We start from the raw sequence: 17406 nt of genomic DNA, 5'->3' as shown, positions 1-17406 counted from the left end.
TCATGAAACAATTCCTCCTGCTCCTCGCCCTTCTCCTGACGGTCCTACCGGGCTCCGCCCGCGCGGAGGAGGATGGTGAGGCCTTGCAGCAATCCCTTCAACAGGAGCATCAACGGGCGGACGACAAGGAAATGAAGGTCCGCGAACTGACCAAACAGGCCGGACGCATATCCACCAAGCTTTCGGACATCGAACATGACATCCGCGTGCTCAAGAGCAAGGTCGGACAGCAGGAAAAAGTCCTCAAGGGCATCCGCGACAATGAACGCAAAGCCCGGCAGGAACACTTCGCCTTGGAAAAGGAAAAGCAGCTCATCTCCGGCGAGCTGGCTGACCTGGTTCGCACCCTGTGGCCCGTGCACCTGCAAAACATACGCGCCCGTTTCGAGGGCGTGGACAGTTGGGATGAATTCGATCGCCGCTTCAACTGGCTTACTGACATCTACGGAGCCACCAGGGAAAAACTGGAAGAGGCGCGAGTCAACTCCGAGCGAATAGCCCGAAACCTTGAGCGCCAACGCCTCCTGGAAGCAGAGGCGGAAAATCAGCTGGCCATGGTCAACAAGAACAAGGACCGGCTCCTGGGCAGCCAGTACTCACTTCGTAAAAAACTGAACAAAGTCCGCAAGGAACGGAGTGACGCCGAAACCGAACTGAGCGAAATTCTGGCCAGTATCGAAGACCTCCGCTACCAGTTGCAGTCACAGAAGACCAAACGATTTTCGCTCTACAAACGCACCCTGCCCTGGCCCGTGAACGGACACCTTGTGTCGGGCTTTCGGCCCAAGGCCAAGCCGCCGGTACGCGGTCTGATCCTGAGCGCACCGGAAGGGACCGGGGTCCAGTCCGTGTTCTGGGGCAAGGTGGTGCACAATGACACCCTGCGCGGTTTCGGACACGTGGTCATCGTCTACCATGGATATAATTACTATAGTCTTTACGCCTACTTGTCCGAGACCTATGTACGAAATGGACAAGAGGTGGAAAAGAACGAGCCCCTCGGCGTGGTAGGCTACAACCCCAAGGCGGGCGGGCCCGGGCTGTATTTTGAATTGCGTTTTCATCAAAAACCAATTAACCCAAAGCTTTGGTTGACCGCACGCCGATAGCGCGGCACCAATTTCAGAACAGACTCCGTTTTACGGGAGGACATATGCGCGTATCGCTCTGGATTGCCACATTTCTTTTGCTCTTTACCCTGACTGCAGGGCCGGTCTCCACCCAGGCCGCCAACGACGACCATTTTCAGGCGCTCAAGCGATTCTCGCAGGTTCTGGATATGGTCGAAAGCTCCTACGTCGAGCCGGTTACGCGCAAGCAACTCATCGACAACTCCATCAAGGGGATGATTGAGCAGCTTGACCCCCACTCCACCTACATGACCCCTGAAGACTACAAGGACATGCAGGACCAGACCGCCGGCAAATTCTCCGGTATCGGCATCGAGATCAGCCTGGACCAGGGCCGCCTCATCGTGGTCACGCCCATCGAGGACACGCCTGCCTACAAGGCGGGGCTCCTGGCTGGCGACATCATTCTTGAAATCAACGGCGAGTCCACCCAGGACATGACCCTGATGGATGCGGTCAAACGCATCCGGGGCAAAAAGGGCACCACGGTCAATCTGGTGATCCTGCACAAGGACTCCAACAAGCCCGAGGAAGTCGCCATCGTGCGCGGCACCATCCCCATCGTTTCCGTCAAGTCCCAGTCTCTTGAGGACGGCTACCTCTATCTCCGACTGACCGGGTTCAAGGAATCCACCACCAAGAATATGCGCGAAAAGATCGCCGAGTACCGCAAATCGCATGAGCTCAAGGGCATCGTGCTCGACCTGCGCAACAACCCCGGCGGACTCCTGGGCCAGGCCGTGTCCGTGGCCGACACCTTCATCAAGGACGGCACCATCGTCTACATCCAGGGCAAGGCCAAGCATTCCCGCAAGGACTTCTACGCCTCCAAGAACGCCGACGAGGTCTCGGTGCCCATGGTTACCCTGATCAACGCCGGATCCGCTTCCGCTTCCGAGATCGTGGCAGGCGCCCTGCAGGACCACAAGCGCGGCCTGATCCTGGGCGAGCGTTCTTTCGGCAAAGGCTCCGTCCAGACCATCATCCCCATGTCCGACGGCTCAGGCATCAAGCTGACCACCGCGCTCTATTACACCCCCAATGGCCGTTCCATCCAGGCCAAAGGCATTGAGCCTGACATCCGCATCCCCTTCGTGGCTCCCACCAAGGATGAGGACGAGGCAATGCGTGAACGCTTCACCGTGCGTGAAAAGGACCTGACTCATCACCTGGAAAACGGCTCCAAGGGAACGGACCGCAAAAAGGACACGGACGAAGACGCCCAAAAGGCCAAGGACCGTCTGGAGCGGGACAATCAGCTCCGCATGGCCTTGGAACTGGTCAAGACGCTGCCCAAACTGAAAAACATCATCTAAAGAAGGATATTCTCTTCCCATGGACGAACGTTCCCAGGAAGAAAAAGAAACCGAAAGGACCGGGTTGGACAGGTTGCTCAGCAGCCTGTATCGGCCCGGTCCGTTGATTTTCCTCTTTACTCTGGCCTTTGCCGCCCTGGCTGGCCTGGGCTATTTTCTGCTGACCGAGGAAACGCCCCCTCCCGTGGTCGTGGTTGAGGAAGCGCCTGCGCCCGCCGAGGCCCCTCGGATCTACGAAGAAGATACCTCCTCCGACATGGAGGACATGGTCAAACAGGCAGACCTGGCGATAATCGAAACAATGAAGGCCATGGACCTTGGCCTGAATCAGATGGACCTGCTGGACGTGGAAATCCGCAGGTTAGAAGGCAAAGGCTACCACTATCAGGTCCTCCAGCTCCCCGCTGTCCCCAATCACAGTCTTTTCCTGAAAAATCTGAAAACCAACCTCGCCAGCCGACTGCCTCAGGCGGTCGTGGAGCCAAGTGCGAAAAACGAACTTGCCCTGTTCATCAACGGCCTCCCCACACACAGACTGCTGCTGGAGTCCGTTCCCCTGGCCCTGCCCCGCCCTGAGCCTGAAGGGCCGGAACTGGCCGTCGTTATCGACGACATTGGTGAAAATCTGCCCATCCTCAAGGGTCTCCTCTCCCTTGATTTCCCCGTGACCCTCGCTGTCTGGCCCAACGCTACCCACACGCGGGAATCAGCTGAACTGGTCACGGAAAATCGGCATGACCTGCTGATTCACTTCCCCATGGAGCCGCAGGGTTACCCTGAATACGATCCGGGCGACGATGCTCTCTTCGTGAAAATGTCCCCTGAACAGATCAGACAGCGTGTGGCCCTGAACGTGGCCCGAATTCCCGAGGCAATCGGCGTCAACAATCATATGGGCTCCAGATTTACCACCGATGCGCCCGGCATGAAGGTTGCCCTTGCCGAATTCAAACGGAATGGCCTCTTCTTCCTGGACAGTATGACCACGGGCAAAAGCGTGGGCAGAACAACAGCTAAGGAAGCTCATATCCCCTATTACGAACGCGATATATTCATCGACAACGTCAAGGACGTGAACGCTATCATCCTCCAACTCAAGAAGGCGGAAAACGTTGCCCACAAGCAGGGACATGCCATCGCCATCGGCCACCCGCACCGGCAAACTCTCGACGCTCTCAGGCAATGGGGACAGACCCGCAACAAGGCCATCCGTCTGGTTTACCTGTCGAAGATGGCGCCTCAATAGGATTTTTAACAAATCCGCACGGCACCGCAGATTGCCTCCACTTTTTACCTCATACTCTTTGCATGCTATCTTATTTGGCATTCTAACAATTTAATTTAATTTAATTAAATTTTCATTTTAGCGTTTGTTTAAACATTTTCCGGACAAATTCGGTATCAGCTTCCCCTCCCATTGTTGCCATGGTGGCGGGGGATGTGTCACAGTTCCCTAAGGGATTCGGGCCAATGGCCGAATAGATAGTATGGGCTTCGGTCCGCTTTTTGCTTTAGTCTGTAACGGCGTTCAAAAATCCGGCACGAGCCGGAAACGCGCGGACACTTAACCGGCCCAATGAGAGAGGCTTTGTTTTCATGAGCAAGATCCTCGAACAAGATGAAGTTGATGCCCTGCTCCGGGGACTTTCCGGAGGGGACGTCGAGACGGAGACCGAAATACCGGAGGACGACTCCGGTGTGGTCGCGTTCGATCTGGCCAACCAGGACCGGATCATTCGCGGCCGTATGCCCGTTCTCGAGATCGTCAACGATCGCTTTTCACGCCTGTGCACCAATGCCCTGGCCAACACCATGCGCAAGCGGGTGGACATCAACCCCATCTCCATCGACATGTCCAAGTTCGGCGACTTCATGCGCTCCCTGCCTGTGCCGACATCCATTTCCATTTTCAAGATGGACCCCCTGCGCGGCAACGCCCTGCTCGTCGTCGATTCCAGGCTTGTCTTTGCCCTGGTGGAAAACTTCTTCGGTGGTGCAGGCTCCCAACCCAAGGTGGAGGGACGCGACTTCACGCCCATTGAGCAGGCTATCGTCGAACGCGTGGTAAAGATTGCCCTGGCCAATATGGAGGAATCCTGGAAGCCGGTGCATGAGGTCCACGTGGAGATGGTGCGCACCGAGGTCAACCCCCAGTTCGCGGCCATTGTTCCGCCCTCCGACGTTGTCATCGTAGTGACCTTCGAGGTGGAACTGGAAAACGCCATCGGCTCGCTTATCGTCTGCCTCCCCTATGCGACCATGGAGCCCATCCGCTCCAAGCTGCATGCCTCGTTCCAGTCCGAGAGGCTGGAAGTGGACCATGTCTGGATCAATCGCTTCAAGGAGCGTCTCATGGAGACGCCGGTGGAGATGGTAGTCCGTCTGGGCAAGACGACCATCAGCGGGCGGCAGTTGCTCTACCTTCAGGAAGGCGACATCATTCTTCTCGACACCGACGAGGACGAGCTCCTTGAGGCAGAGGTGGAGGGCGTTCGCAAGTTCCAAGGGCTGCCTGGCCGGGTCAAAGGCAACAAGTCTTTCCGAGTCATCAAGGAAGAAGAAATTCGCTATTAGCTGATTCCGTCAAAATTTGTTTTAAAAGGCTGCCGTCAGGCAGCCTTTTTTGTGGTCTTGAAACCGGGAACCTCTTGACTTTGTCGCTGCCAGATTTCAATGTTTCCGGATCAATCAAATGAGGAGTGTATCCATGAAAAAGATCATTTTGACCGTCGTGGCGCTGTGCCTGATTGCCAGCACTGCTTTCGCCGCCAAGTCCTACACCGTTTCCGTCACTCAGATCGTCGAGCATCCCGCGCTGGACGCCATCCGCAAGGGAACTCTTGACCGCCTCAAGGAAAAAGGCGTTGATGTGACTGCCAACGTACACATCGCCCAGGGCAACCCTGCCACCAACGTCCAAATCATCAGCCAGATCATCGGCGAACAGCCCGACCTGGTACTGGCCATCGCCACACCCGGTGCCCAGGCCGCCGCGCAGAAAATCAAGGATATTCCCATCGTCTTCACCGGTGTCACTGATCCGGTCTCTGCTGGTCTGGTCAAGGACCTTGCCAACAGTGGCGGCGGAAACATCACCGGCATGTCTGACTTCAGCCCCATGGACAAGCATGTGGCCCTGATTCAGGAAGTCGTCCCCACGGTCAAGACCATCGGCGTCATCTACAACGCGGGAGAGCCCAACTCCGTGGTTCTGGTCAACAAACTCAAGGAAGAAGCCGCCAAAGCGGGCCTCTCCGTTGAGGAAGCTACCATCGCCAACTCCAGCGGCGTGTACCAGGCCGCCAAGAGCCTGGTGGGCCGGGCCGACGCGGTTTACGTACCCACGGACAACACCGTGGTCTCCGCAATCGAATCCGCAGTCAAAGTCTGCCGCCAGAACAAGCTGCCGCTTATCGCTGCCGACGTCGACTCCGTGTCGCGCGGTGCCGTCGCGGCCGTGGCCCTGGACTATTACAAAATGGGCCTCCAGAGCGGCGACATGGCATACCGCATTCTGGTCGAAGGCGTGAAGCCGAGCGACATGCCCGTGGAGTTCCTCAACGACCTCAACCTGCATGTCAACAAGAAGGCTGCTGCCTCCATGGGTGTGACCCTGCCGGAGGAAATGATCCAACGCGCGGAAAAGGTCATCGAATAGCCACACAGGCCCATTTGCGTATTCCTCCCAATCAGTATACAAGGCGCGTTGTTCACAACGCGCCTTTCCCTTTGTTTTGCGAGGGCCGTTCGGTCCGAAGAATTTGAATCAGGATTAAGTAATGACTACATACGCTCTGTTTGGTGCACTTGAGATGGGATTCGCCTATGGCCTGATGGTCATTGGCGTCTACATCACCTTCCGGGTGCTGGATTTCCCGGATCTCACGGTTGACGGTAGCCTGCCTCTCGGCGCCTCCGTAACCGCAGTGTGCATCTCCGCAGGATATTCCCCGGCTCTCGCCATCCTCCTGTCCGCGGGAGCGGGTTTCCTCGCCGGAGCCATGACCGGGGTTTTGAATACTAAATTCAAGATCCTTCACCTGCTTGCGTCCATTTTGACAATGATCTCCCTGTATTCCATCAACCTGCGGATCATGGGCAGGCCGAACATGACCCTGCTCGGCCAGGACACGGTTGTCGATTGGTTCATCGAATCCACAGGGTGGGCTGCATACCTTTCGACTCCCTTCCTTTTCCTGATTATCTGCATCCTGGCCGTGGCAGTGCTCATCTGGTTCCTGCACACCGAGCAGGGCCTGGCCTTCCTGGCCACCGGCGACAACAAGCAGATGATCACAAGCCAGGGTGTCAACACGGACAGCGTCATCATCTTTGGCGTGGGCCTCTCCAATGCCCTGGTCGCCATCTCCGGTTCCCTGGTCGCACAGAATCAGGGAGCTGCGGATGTGAACATGGGTGTGGGCACCATCATCGCAGGACTCGCCTCTGTCATCATCGGCGAAACGGTATTCGGAGACAAAACCATTACCCGGGCGCTCATCGCAGCACTGCTGGGCTCCGTCCTGTATCGCATAGCCATCGCCCTGGCCCTCGGGCTCAAGCTCGGCGAGTTTTCGTTTACGCCCAGCGACCTGAATCTCATCACCGCCCTGCTTGTCGTCACCGCGCTGGTCATGCCCAGGGTCAAACGTAAATTCCTGCCCAGGAGCGCGTCATGATCAGCATCTCCAACATCACCAAGGCGTTCAACAGAGGGGACGTCAACGAGGTGAAGGCGTTGAACGGCGTCAACCTCGAGGTCAAGGATGGCGATTTCATCACCATTATCGGTTCCAACGGCGCAGGCAAGTCCACCTTCCTCAACGCCCTGGCAGGCACCTTTCCGCTGGATGAGGGACGCATCGTGCTGGAGAATGAGGACATCACGCGATGGACCGAATTCCGTCGTGCCAAGCTCATAGGGCGGGTGTTCCAGGACCCCCTTCTCGGCACCTGCGCCGGAGCGACCATTGAGCAGAATCTGGCCATGGCCATTAAACGCGGTCAGCGCCGCGGCTTGGGACTCGGGGTCAAAAAGAAAGACCGACTTTTCTTCAAGGAAAAGCTCTCTGTGCTCAAGCTCGGGCTGGAGGACCGCCTCAAGACGCTCACCGGACTGCTTTCCGGTGGCCAGCGCCAAGCCCTGACTATGCTCATGGCCACCCTGGTCCGCCCCAATCTGCTGCTCCTGGACGAGCATACAGCCGCCCTGGACCCCAAGACCGGTGGCATGATCCTCGACCTGACCGAGGAAATCGTCTCTTCGCAGAATCTGACCGCGCTGATGGTCACCCATAATATGAACCAGGCCATTACCATGGGCAATCGGCTGGTCATGTTCCACCGCGGTGAGATCGTCATGGACATCTCCGGGGAGGAGAAGAAAAATCTCAAGGTCGAAGACCTTCTGCTGCGGTTCTCGGAACTGCGTGGTGAGGCGGAGATCTCTGACCGCATGCTGTTGTGTTAGCTGTTTTCCGGGCAGCTTCTGTTTAACTGGCAAAAAACTGCCGATAGGTATACGAGACAAGAATTGGAGGTACACATGGCTATTGAACAAACCTTTTCCATCATCAAACCCGATGCTGTCGAACGCGGCCTGATCGCCGAAATCCTGAAAATGATCACCGACTCCGGCCTGAAAATCAAAGGCATGAAGATGATCCACATGGACCGCGCCAAGGCCGAAGGTTTCTACGCCGTTCACAAGGAACGCCCCTTCTTCGGCGAACTGGTGGACTACATGATTTCCGGCCCGGTGGTCGTCTCCTGCCTGGAAGGCGAAAACGCCATTGAAGCCTACCGCAAGCTGATGGGCGCCACCAATCCGGCCGATGCCGAAGAAGGCACCATCCGCGCAGCATACGGCCAGGATATCCAGAACAACTCCTGCCACGGTTCCGACGGTCCCGACACCGCCAAGACCGAGGTGGCTTACTTCTTCAACGAGAACGAATTGGTGGGATAATGACTAAGAAAATCGGGTTCATCGGCGTAGGTAACATGGGCGGGGCCATCATTCGCGGCCTTGCTTCCCGTGATTCGGTCGAGCTGCACGGCTTCGATCTCAACATGGGCATGGTCACCAAGCTCGGCAAAGAGTGTGGTGTCGTGGCCCAGGAAACCGCTGTAGATCTGGTCAAAGCCTGTGACTACATCGTCCTGGCCATCAAACCGCAGCATGCCGAGCCGGTGGTGAAAGAAATCACCTCCGAGTTGAACGCCAAAAAATGCCTGATCTCCATCTGCGCCGGCCTGAATGTGGCCGTTTTCAAAGATTGGACCGACGGCCTTTGCCCGATTGTTCGCGTCATGCCCAATACCCCTGCCCTGGTCGGCGAATCCGTGTCCGCCATCTGTCTTGACGACAAGGACTTGACCGACGACATGAAGACGACGGTTCCCTCCCTTCTGGAGGGCATCGGCCAGACTCATGTGCTGCCGGAAAAACTCTTTGATGCCTTCACCGGCGTCATCGGCTCCGGCCCGGCCTACGTCTTCTACTTCATGGAGGCCCTCATCGAATCCGGTGTTGCCCTAGGGCTCACTCGCCCCCAGGCGACACAGATGGTCAAGGGACTCTTCCTCGGCTCGGCCAAGCTGGCGGACCAGAGCGAGTTCCCGGTGACGCAGTTGCGAGAAATGGTCACCTCGCCGGGAGGCACTACCATTCGAGCCCTGCAACACTTCGATCGAACCGCCATACGCGGGAACATCATTGACGGAGTCTTCGAATCCTATTTGCGAAGTATTGAATTAGGCGAATAAAACAAAGGGCTCCTCCGGGAGCCCTTTGCGTTTAAAACGCCATCCTTGCCTTTTATACGGGCAACGGATAATAGCCCCATCTGCATAAATAAATATTCTCATGGAGAATGGATGAGTTGGGTATCACTTCTCTCGAGCGCCTTGATTCTCTTCGGAGCTGCGCTGATGTTGGTGAACATCGGCAGCCACCGTCATACAGTCGAGGCCATTCGCAAGAAAAGTAAAGCGACTTCCCGTCGGACCAAGGTTCTGATCCTGTCCCACCAATTCTTCATGGTGTTCTTTTTCCTTGGTTATCTTGCCGTCTTTTTTCTTTTTCTCGAGAGAATTGAATTTGCCAGCTCTCTCTTCGTTGCTGTCATCTTCTTTTTTGGCGCGATCTTCGTTCTGATGGGCATCACCATACAGAAATGGATGTTCACGGCACTGGATGAAACCAATGAAAGGTTGCTGCAGAAGAACCGGCAGCTTGAAGAGGAACAAAGCCGTCTGCTGGAAGCGAATGATCGATTGCAGCGTGAAATAACCATTCGGGTAGAGGCTCAGAAGGCGGATCAACTCAAATCGGACTTTCTTTCCCTGGTCTCGCATGAACTCCGCACACCACTGACGTCCATTTTTGGATTCACTCAATTACAGCGGAAACAAATCGCGTCATTGGAATACAAATCTGACGCGGAAGTCTTTCGAAAAACAAAGGAGAAACTCGCAACCAATCTGACCATCGTCAGCAAGGAATGTGGAAGACTAACCCGCCTGATCAACAATGTTCTGGATTTGGCGAAAATTGAATCCGGCCAACTCGAATGGAAGGACCAGGATGTTTCCTTTGAACAAATTCTTGAAGCATCGACCGCTGCAGTCGAAGGCCTATTCCTGGAAACCGATGACGTAATGTTCGTTTCCAGCCTTGAGGAAGGTCTGCCTGCCATTCGCGTCGACGCAGACCAGGTCACACAAATGCTTGTCAACCTGATCAGTAATGCCTTCAAATTCACCGAGCAGGGAATGATCCGATTGAGCATCGCCTCGGAAACGAATGGATTCCATCTGTCAGTTTCGGACACGGGCCATGGGATTCCCGAAGAGAGCCTAGTGAATATCTTTGACAAATTCTATGTTGTCCGCAACGGCGACACCATGGGCGGCAAGTTTTTGGGGACCGGCCTGGGACTGGCCATCTGCAAGGAAATCGTCGAGCACTATGGTGGCCGAATCAGAGTCGAGTCAGAGGTGGACGAAGGCACGACCTTCCACATCCATCTTCCCGGCTCCATTGCTGTTTCACGCTAGAGGCGTGTACTGTCAGCAACAATATTATTGCAGCACACTCTAGAATGCCGTTTGAATCCCCCCGAAAAGAAGGATGAAAATCCAGGCGGCCCGATATCCAGTCGCCTGACAAACGGCAATGAGTTTGCGGATCATGCTCGCATCCCAGAGCTTTCCTTCGGGGCCAAGCACTGGTTTTTCCTTTACCTTCCCGAAATACACTGTTGCCCCTCCCATCTGCCCCTGGAGCAGCCAGGCTGCCGCTGCCATGGGCCAGCCAGCATTGGGGCTCTCCATCTTCGCTGCATCCTTCCTGAAACAACGCCTGGCCGTATCGGCATCCAGGCCTCTGCCCTTCCCCACCGACAGGAGCAACCAGGCTGTAATCCGGGCCGGAACATAGGCAAGGATGTCGTCGGTCTTGGCTGCGGCAAAGCCGAGTTTGCGATAGGCCTCGGTTTTGTATCCCCACATGGAATCCATGGTTGAGACCGTCTTGTAAGCCCACATACCTCCCGGTCCCAGCAGAACGAGATAGAACAAGGGGGCCACGAACCCGTCATTCAGGTTCTCGCTCAGGGTCTCAGCCAGGGTCCGGCGAATGCCCTGCTCATCCAGGGCATCGGTATCGCGACTGACCAGCATGGAAAGGGCCATGCGAGCACCAGAAAGGTCCCCACGATCGATTTTACTGGCCACTTCCCGGCATTCCCGCAGAAGGCACCCAAGAGCAAGCCCCGCATAGGCGAAATAAAGGCCAATCAGAAAACCGACATAGGGAATGACCATCAGCCAGGCCACCAGTCCCCATGCTGCCAAAGGAAAAAGAACCAGGGCCAGGAATCCGGCTAAATGAAGATTTCGGCCAATTTTACGAGCAAGGTATTCAAACGAATCCAGCCCTTTGCCGATGAAACGAACAGGGTGTGGAAAGTGGTGCGGATCGCCCAATCGAGCGTCGAGGAATACGGCAAGCGCCGGAAGGAGCAAAACGTAAAAGGCGGATTCCATGATTTCTCCCGGTGCGAACAGGGCAAGAAAAAAGGCCGGGAGAATGTTCTCCCGGCCTTTTGGATGATCTAGTTTTCGAAGTAGGACCGGAGCAACGCGCTGCGAACCGGATGACGCAGCTTCCTGAGCGCCTTGGCCTCGATCTGCCTGATGCGCTCGCGGGTAACGTTGAAGAGTTTGCCGACCTCCTCCAAGGTGTGATCGGATTTCTCTCCGATGCCGAACCGCTTGCGGAGCACTTGCTCCTCGCGCGGGGTGAGATCGGAAAGCACGGACGCGATCTGCTCGCTGAGCTTGGTAGAGACCACTTCCTCGGCAGGCGCGGCGGCCTTCTTGTCTTCAATGAAATCGCCCAGGCTGGAATCTTCCTCGTCACCGATGGGCGTCTCGAGGGAAATGGGTTCCTTGGCGATCTTAAGCACCTTCTTGACCTTCTCCAGGGGGTAGTCCATACGCTCGGCGATTTCCTCGGGAGACGGATCACGCCCAAGCTCCTGGACGAGATAACGAGAGGTCCGGATAAGCTTGTTGATGGTCTCGATCATGTGCACGGGAATACGGATGGTCCTGGCCTGGTCCGCGATGGCGCGGGTGATGGCCTGGCGAATCCACCAGGTTGCATAGGTCGAGAACTTGTATCCACGCTGATACTCGAATTTGTCCACGGCCTTCATCAGGCCGATGTTGCCCTCCTGGATGAGATCCAAGAACTGCAGGCCACGGTTGGTGTACTTCTTGGCGATGGAGACCACCAGGCGGAGGTTGGCGCGAATAAGCTCCTGCTTGGCTCGCATGGCCGACTGGTTGCCGCGCTTGATGCGCCAGAGAACTTCCTCCAGATCGTGCACCGAATGGCAACACTTGTCCTGCAGGCGGTGCATGATCTCCAATTTGCCGGCGAGCATTTCCTTGAAGGAGAAGAACTCCTCAACGGTCATGCCGAGCTGGTCCGCAGCGACCACGGGGTTGATCTCGCGGTCGTCAACCTTCTTGAACAGTTCCTCGATCTCGCTCTTGGTCAAGCCGACGGACAGGACGTAAGCGGAGAGATCGCGCTGACAGTTGTGCATCTGGCGGACGTAGTCATTGACGGTTTCGATGATCCGGTCGATGAGCGTCTTCTCCAGCTTGATGTCGCGCAACCGGGTGACGACCTCGTCCTTGTAGCTGAGGATATCCTTCTGCACTCCATAGACGCGTTTGTCCGGTTGGGCGCAGTAGTCCAGCTTCTCGTAAATCTTCTTTTTCTTCTTGTAGAGCTTCTTGACCTCGGCCAGCAGGTGGATGACCCGCTGACGCTGGTTCATCTCATCCTCGCTCGGGTCGTCCTCTTCGATTGTCTTGACCACATCCTTCAGCTTGACGCGGCCCTCTTCGAGATCTTCACCCACAACGATGAGCTCTTCCACGGCAACCGGAACTTCCACCAGAGAGTAGAGAACGTCCAGCTCGCCGTTTTCAATCTTCTTTGCGATGACGACTTCGCCTTCCCTGTCCAGCAGGGGCACGGCTCCCATCTCACGCAGATACATGCGCACCGGGTCCGTAGACCGGGATGCGTAATCCGCGCTATCCTCATCGTCTTTTTCTTCGAACTTCAGGTCCTTATCGTCCGTATCGAACTTCTTCTCATTGCCTTCGTCGTCCACCAGGGCAATACCCATCTGGTCGAAGATGGCATGAATTTCTTCCAGCTGTTCCGGCGTGTTGCAGTCAGAAGGCAGCGCCTTGCTCAACTCGTCGTAAGTCAGGAATCCTTTTTTCTTACCTTCCGCGATAAGAGTTTTTATCTGCTGGATTTCCTTAATATTGCTCATCGTCCCTCCTGAGAGATTCTTCCAAGGCCCGGAAGCATTCGTTCATGCGCTGTCTGTCGCCGCTCAATTGCGCCTGCCGCAAAGCCTCTTTGAGCTGTCTTCTGCTTGATTTTTCCTGTCCATCCGCAATTTTCTTGCAAATATGCTCCCACTCGCACAGTAATTCGTGTCCCGAAAGGACGGATTGACGCACTTCCTCGCGGCACCGGATGTAAAAACTTTTTTCCTGGTCATTCAACAGGCTCATTATCTGGCCCTGTTGCGCATTCACAAGTTTATTCCATAGCGCCACTGCCCACTCGGTACCGAGTATGCGTCCGAATCCCCTCTCCACCAGAGCCGGAATATAGTCCGGATACTGGATGGGAAACTTCAAAAAATACCGGTCGTCCTTATCTTCCTTGCCTACCGCGCACTGCCCGGGAATTCCGGCGGGTCTCGCCTGTTGTCGAGGCTGGGAAATGGTATTGCGCGGCGGTCCAGAAACACCTGCATCGCGCCTGAAATCAGCCTCGGACAAGCCCAACCCGCCTGCAATGCGTGGCAAATAGTATGCCCGCAGGGAGGCATCGGACAGATCCGATAGAAAACTCTTGGCCCACGCCATAATATCCCTGGGCGCAAACTCCGCGCGCAGGGTGTTCATACAAAACTGCAATCCGTCAGGGGCATTGGCCATGCAGGCTTCCACCCCCTCCGTGCCCTGTTGCTGCAACAGGCTATCGACGTCCTCGCCATCGGGCATGAGAACAACCTTGCAAGCGACCCCCTGCAGGAGAATCATCCTGCTCGATTTGAGTGCCGCTTTGCGTCCCGCTCCGTCGCCATCGAAAATCAGATCGATGCGCGAGCAAAAGCCAGCCAACCGTTTTACCTGCTCCGGAGTCAGGGCAGTGCCCAAAACGCCGCAGGAATCGGTGTAGCCGAACTGATGGAGCGATATGACATCCATGTATCCTTCGGTCAGGATGGCCCGCTTTGTACGAGTCATGGTGGACCGTGCCAGATTCAACCCGTACAAGTGGTCGCCCTTCTTGTAAATAGGTGTATCCGAGCTGTTTAAATACTTGGGTTCTCCATCTGTAATTATTCTGCCGCCAAAAGCAATGACCTTTCCCGATAAATTTTGGATCGGGAAGATCAGTCTACTTCTGAACCGGTCATAAATATTACCTTTTTCATTCTTTGACAAAAGTCCGGCAATCACACCGTCCTCCGGTGTCCGCCCTTTTGTCCGCAGAAAATTGTCCAAGCCATGCCAATCGTCCGGACTGTAACCCAACCCGAACCGGCTGATCATCTCCGGGGACATGCCGCGTCCTTCAAGGTAGCGCCGGGCCCCCTCTCCCGCCTGCATGCGGAGGTTGCGCTGGAAAAAATCATTGGCCTCGCCGTGCATATCCAGAAGCTTCTGCTTCAGCGCCTTGCGCTCGGCAGCATGTGGATCGTGCGGCACGTTGCCCAGTTCAATACCCGCTTCCGCCGCGAGTTGCTCCAGCGCCTCGCGAAAATCCAGGCCGTTGATGCGCGAATAGAAATCAATGACGTCCCCGGACGCCTGACAACCGAAGCAGTAGAAAAACCCCTCATCGTCGTTCACCGACATGGAGGGCTTGGTCTCCTGATGGAACGGACACGCGGCCATGAACCGGCCGGAAACCGGTTTCAGGTCCACATACCGGCGAACCACGTCCGCGATGCTGATGCGGGCCTTCACGGCCTCCACAGCACTTCTATCCAAAACGCGCCTCCCGGCTACTTGAGCGTTACTTCGGTCATGCCGTCCCCGCCGTGTTCCTCATCGGCGAGGGAAAATTCCGCAACGGCGGGATAGTGCTTGAGAAACTCATGCACCTCTCGGCGCAACGCGCCCGTGCCGCGCCCATGCACGATCTCCAACCTCCCTGCCCCCTTGCGCAAAGCGTCGTCCAGAGCTCGTTCCAGTCTTGACAGCGCCATATCCGCACGTTCGCCGCGCAGATCAACTTCCACCGCCAGGTCCGACGGAGCGACAGCTTTCGTCTTCTGCCCGCTCGGAGCAAAGGACTTCTCCTTGCCGGCAGCAGCCAACTGATCGGCCTTGATCCACATGGCCACACCGCCGATGTCCACTTTGGCCTGCTTTTTCCGGGCATTTATTTCCAGTACGGTGCCCGACTTGTTCCATGCCGGATACGACACTTTCATGCCGGGGACAATATCCTGAAAGGAAAATACGGCAACTTCCTGTTTTTTCGGTGCAAGGGCCTCTGTCCGCTGCCGCACCTCGGCCAATTTCCTGCGCGCTTCCTTACGCCCCAACTTATCCGCTTTCCACTGCCGGACCAAATCCTGGGCCTGGGTCTGGATCTCATCCAGAAGGCGCGTCCGATCCTGCTCGAAACGCTTTTCGAGACCAGCCCTCTTCTTCTCAAGCTTGGCCCGCTCCGCCTCCAACTCCTCCAGCTCGTTTTCCCGTTTGACCGCCATGGTATTGAGCCGGTCGAGAACGGCGGACGTGTCGGAACCGTCGAGCAGGAGGTACTTCTCGGCCCGCTCGAGGATCATGGTGGGCAGGCCATGCTCTCGGGCCACGTCCAGAGCGATGGATGCGCCCACCTGGTCGTAGGCCAGCTTGTACAGCGGCCTCTTGGTGGAGGGGTCGAAAAGCACGCTGGCCGCCCTGACGGAATCGGCAGCCATGGCATAGGCCTTAAGGGCCGGAAAATGCGTAGCGATAAATGTGGTCGCGTTTTTTTCCACCAGGGAATCAATGACCGCCTGGGCCAGGGCTGCACCCTGGGTCGGGTCCGTGCCCGCGCCAAACTCGTCGAGAATGAAAAGGGAGTGTTCGTCGACCCTGCCCCAGACGCGCTTGAGGTACTGGATCTGCGCCGTGAAAGTGGAGACGTTCTCCTCCAGAGACTGCTCATCGCCCATGACAACGAAAACATCATTCCAGAACGGCAGGACGCTCCCTTCGGCAGCAGGCACCGGCAGCCCGGTAAACGCCATGAGCCCAATGAGGCCCACAGTTTTGAGGCAGACGGTCTTTCCTCCTGCGTTACCGCCGCTGACAACCAGCGCCTTCTGTCCTTCAAGCAACTCAATATCTACGGCCTGGACCGAATCATCGGCCAGAGCGAGCAAGGGATGACGAGCTTTAATCAGTCTGGGGCTTCCGTCCGGCACCACTTCAATGGCAAGGCCGTCGAAGCCTGCGGCCATGGAGATCTTGGCCATGAGCACATCCAGAGCGACCAGCCCGGCATAGGCTTCATACAGATCCTCCTGCTCCTGCCGGACAAGACCGGTCAGGTAGTCAAGTACCTTGTACTCCTCCTCGCGCTCTTCCCGCTTGAGTTCCTGAAGCCGGTTGTTGGTCTCCACCAGGAACATGGGCTCGAAATAACAAGTCTCGCCGGTCTGGGAGTAATCGTGGATGATGCCCTTGGTCTTGTTCTTGAAATTCACCTTGAGCGGCAGAACATAACGGTCGGACGAGATAGTCATGAACTCGTCCTGAAGGGCTTGTCCGAGATTCTCCTGCTGGACGAAATCCTTGACCCGTTTTGTACACCGCTGGTGGATGGACCGGATTTCCTGGCGCACATCCATGAGACCGGGCGAACTTTCGTCCTTGATGCGCCCTTCCGGATCGAGGCAACGACCGATGGCGGAAACGGTCTTGACCGGCCAGGTATAGGCAAACAGTTTCTCCCGCAGGACGTCCCATCCTCTGTCCTCGTATTGCATGAGGGAATCCCGGGAGATGCGGGCTATCTCCAGTGCCTGCTTAAGAGCGAAGAGGCCGTCCTGGTCAAGAACACCGTTCTGCCTCTCCAAAAAAAGAAAAAGCCCGTCCAAGGGAGGAAACGAACGCATGGCGATGCCGGATTCGCCTACCCAGGCGGCAGCCTGGCGGAATATCTCCCCTTCACGACGCACCTCGTCCAAATTGTCGAAAGGACGCAACTCAAGACAGGCTGCGGCACCGGCCTCGGAAACGGCCATGCCGGACAACACCCTGAGTATTTTGGGAAATTCCAATACCTGAAGCGTTCTGGATTCCATTTGGCAACCATGAAGGGTTGATGTTCGTAAGGAGGATTG

At 56.3% G+C, this 17406-nt stretch carries 14 protein-coding genes; 10 read left to right on the top strand and 4 right to left on the bottom strand.

What is annotated here, in order from left to right:
- Positions 1-2 precede the first annotated feature (2 nt).
- The 10 genes from GM415_RS13865 to GM415_RS13820 all read left to right on the top strand — a co-directional run bounded on the left by GM415_RS13865 (position 3) and on the right by GM415_RS13820 (position 10507).
- Positions 3-1109 (top strand): murein hydrolase activator EnvC family protein, encoded by a 1107-nt coding sequence (locus tag GM415_RS13865; protein WP_158949169.1) that lies wholly within the window; start codon positions 3-5, stop codon positions 1107-1109.
- A 44-nt stretch (positions 1110-1153) separates the two neighbouring features.
- Positions 1154-2446, top strand: a complete 1293-nt coding sequence (locus tag GM415_RS13860; protein WP_158949167.1) for a S41 family peptidase — start codon at positions 1154-1156, stop codon at positions 2444-2446.
- A 19-nt stretch (positions 2447-2465) separates the two neighbouring features.
- A complete protein-coding gene (locus GM415_RS13855; RefSeq protein ID WP_158949165.1) occupies positions 2466-3692 on the top strand; it encodes a divergent polysaccharide deacetylase family protein in 1227 nt (408 codons plus the stop codon).
- 350 nt (positions 3693-4042) lie between these two features.
- Entirely contained in the window at positions 4043-5020 is a 978-nt protein-coding gene (fliM, locus tag GM415_RS13850) for a flagellar motor switch protein FliM (protein WP_158949163.1), read from the top strand.
- Between the two features lie 133 nt (positions 5021-5153).
- Positions 5154-6104, top strand: coding sequence for an ABC transporter substrate-binding protein (locus tag GM415_RS13845; protein ID WP_158949161.1), 951 nt, complete (start codon positions 5154-5156; stop codon positions 6102-6104).
- Between the two features lie 121 nt (positions 6105-6225).
- A complete protein-coding gene (locus GM415_RS13840) occupies positions 6226-7125 on the top strand; it encodes an ABC transporter permease (protein ID WP_158949160.1) in 900 nt (299 codons plus the stop codon).
- Complete coding sequence (locus tag GM415_RS13835) at positions 7122-7916, top strand: ABC transporter ATP-binding protein (RefSeq protein ID WP_158949158.1); 795 nt, start codon at positions 7122-7124, stop codon at positions 7914-7916. The genes GM415_RS13840 and GM415_RS13835 overlap by 4 nt, the downstream gene beginning before the upstream one ends.
- 75 nt (positions 7917-7991) lie before the next feature.
- Entirely contained in the window at positions 7992-8414 is a 423-nt protein-coding gene (gene ndk, locus GM415_RS13830; RefSeq protein WP_158949156.1) for a nucleoside-diphosphate kinase, read from the top strand.
- The gene (gene proC / locus GM415_RS13825) at positions 8414-9214 is read left to right on the top strand and encodes a pyrroline-5-carboxylate reductase (RefSeq protein ID WP_158949154.1); all 801 of its coding nucleotides are present in this window, start codon (positions 8414-8416) and stop codon (positions 9212-9214) included. Before ndk ends, proC begins: the two co-directional genes overlap by 1 nt.
- A gap of 111 nt (positions 9215-9325) precedes the next feature.
- Positions 9326-10507, top strand: coding sequence for a sensor histidine kinase (locus GM415_RS13820; protein WP_158949152.1), 1182 nt, complete (start codon positions 9326-9328; stop codon positions 10505-10507).
- Between the two features lie 39 nt (positions 10508-10546).
- Here the strand turns inward: GM415_RS13820 and cbiB are convergent, their stop codons facing one another.
- From cbiB to GM415_RS13800, 4 genes are all read right to left on the bottom strand, one after another.
- On the bottom strand, positions 10547-11497 hold the full coding sequence (gene cbiB, locus GM415_RS13815) for an adenosylcobinamide-phosphate synthase CbiB (RefSeq protein ID WP_158949150.1): 951 nt from the start codon (positions 11495-11497) through the stop codon (positions 10547-10549).
- A gap of 68 nt (positions 11498-11565) precedes the next feature.
- Positions 11566-13314 carry an RNA polymerase sigma factor RpoD gene (gene rpoD, locus GM415_RS13810; protein WP_158949148.1) on the bottom strand — a complete coding sequence of 583 codons (1749 nt, stop codon included), beginning with the start codon at positions 13312-13314 and terminating at the stop codon, positions 11566-11568.
- Positions 13301-15055, bottom strand: coding sequence for a DNA primase (gene dnaG / locus GM415_RS13805; protein WP_158949146.1), 1755 nt, complete (start codon positions 15053-15055; stop codon positions 13301-13303). The genes rpoD and dnaG overlap by 14 nt, the downstream gene beginning before the upstream one ends.
- Before the next feature lie 14 nt (positions 15056-15069).
- Positions 15070-17367 carry an endonuclease MutS2 gene (locus tag GM415_RS13800; RefSeq protein ID WP_158949144.1) on the bottom strand — a complete coding sequence of 766 codons (2298 nt, stop codon included), beginning with the start codon at positions 17365-17367 and terminating at the stop codon, positions 15070-15072.
- Positions 17368-17406: the final 39 nt, after the last annotated feature.

The sequence above is a fragment of the Pseudodesulfovibrio cashew genome (genome assembly GCF_009762795.1).
Taxonomy (GTDB): Bacteria; Desulfobacterota; Desulfovibrionia; order Desulfovibrionales; family Desulfovibrionaceae; genus Pseudodesulfovibrio; species Pseudodesulfovibrio cashew.
Note: the sequence above shows the minus strand (reverse complement) of the source record. Positions and strands in the feature narration are given on the sequence as shown.

Bases quoted from the DNA above. Each gene is read 5' to 3' on its own strand.
- GM415_RS13865 (WP_158949169.1), top strand. From the start codon at position 3: ATGAAACAATTCCTCCTGCTCCTCGCCCTTCTCCTGACGGTCCTACCG.
- GM415_RS13860 (WP_158949167.1), top strand. From the start codon at position 1,154: ATGCGCGTATCGCTCTGGATTGCCACATTTCTTTTGCTCTTTACCCTG.
- GM415_RS13855 (WP_158949165.1), top strand. From the start codon at position 2,466: ATGGACGAACGTTCCCAGGAAGAAAAAGAAACCGAAAGGACCGGGTTG.
- fliM (WP_158949163.1), top strand. From the start codon at position 4,043: ATGAGCAAGATCCTCGAACAAGATGAAGTTGATGCCCTGCTCCGGGGA.
- GM415_RS13845 (WP_158949161.1), top strand. From the start codon at position 5,154: ATGAAAAAGATCATTTTGACCGTCGTGGCGCTGTGCCTGATTGCCAGC.
- GM415_RS13840 (WP_158949160.1), top strand. From the start codon at position 6,226: ATGACTACATACGCTCTGTTTGGTGCACTTGAGATGGGATTCGCCTAT.
- GM415_RS13835 (WP_158949158.1), top strand. From the start codon at position 7,122: ATGATCAGCATCTCCAACATCACCAAGGCGTTCAACAGAGGGGACGTC.
- ndk (WP_158949156.1), top strand. From the start codon at position 7,992: ATGGCTATTGAACAAACCTTTTCCATCATCAAACCCGATGCTGTCGAA.
- proC (WP_158949154.1), top strand. From the start codon at position 8,414: ATGACTAAGAAAATCGGGTTCATCGGCGTAGGTAACATGGGCGGGGCC.
- GM415_RS13820 (WP_158949152.1), top strand. From the start codon at position 9,326: ATGAGTTGGGTATCACTTCTCTCGAGCGCCTTGATTCTCTTCGGAGCT.
- cbiB (WP_158949150.1), bottom strand. From the start codon at position 11,497: ATGGAATCCGCCTTTTACGTTTTGCTCCTTCCGGCGCTTGCCGTATTC.
- rpoD (WP_158949148.1), bottom strand. From the start codon at position 13,314: ATGAGCAATATTAAGGAAATCCAGCAGATAAAAACTCTTATCGCGGAA.
- GM415_RS13800 (WP_158949144.1), bottom strand. From the start codon at position 17,367: ATGGAATCCAGAACGCTTCAGGTATTGGAATTTCCCAAAATACTCAGG.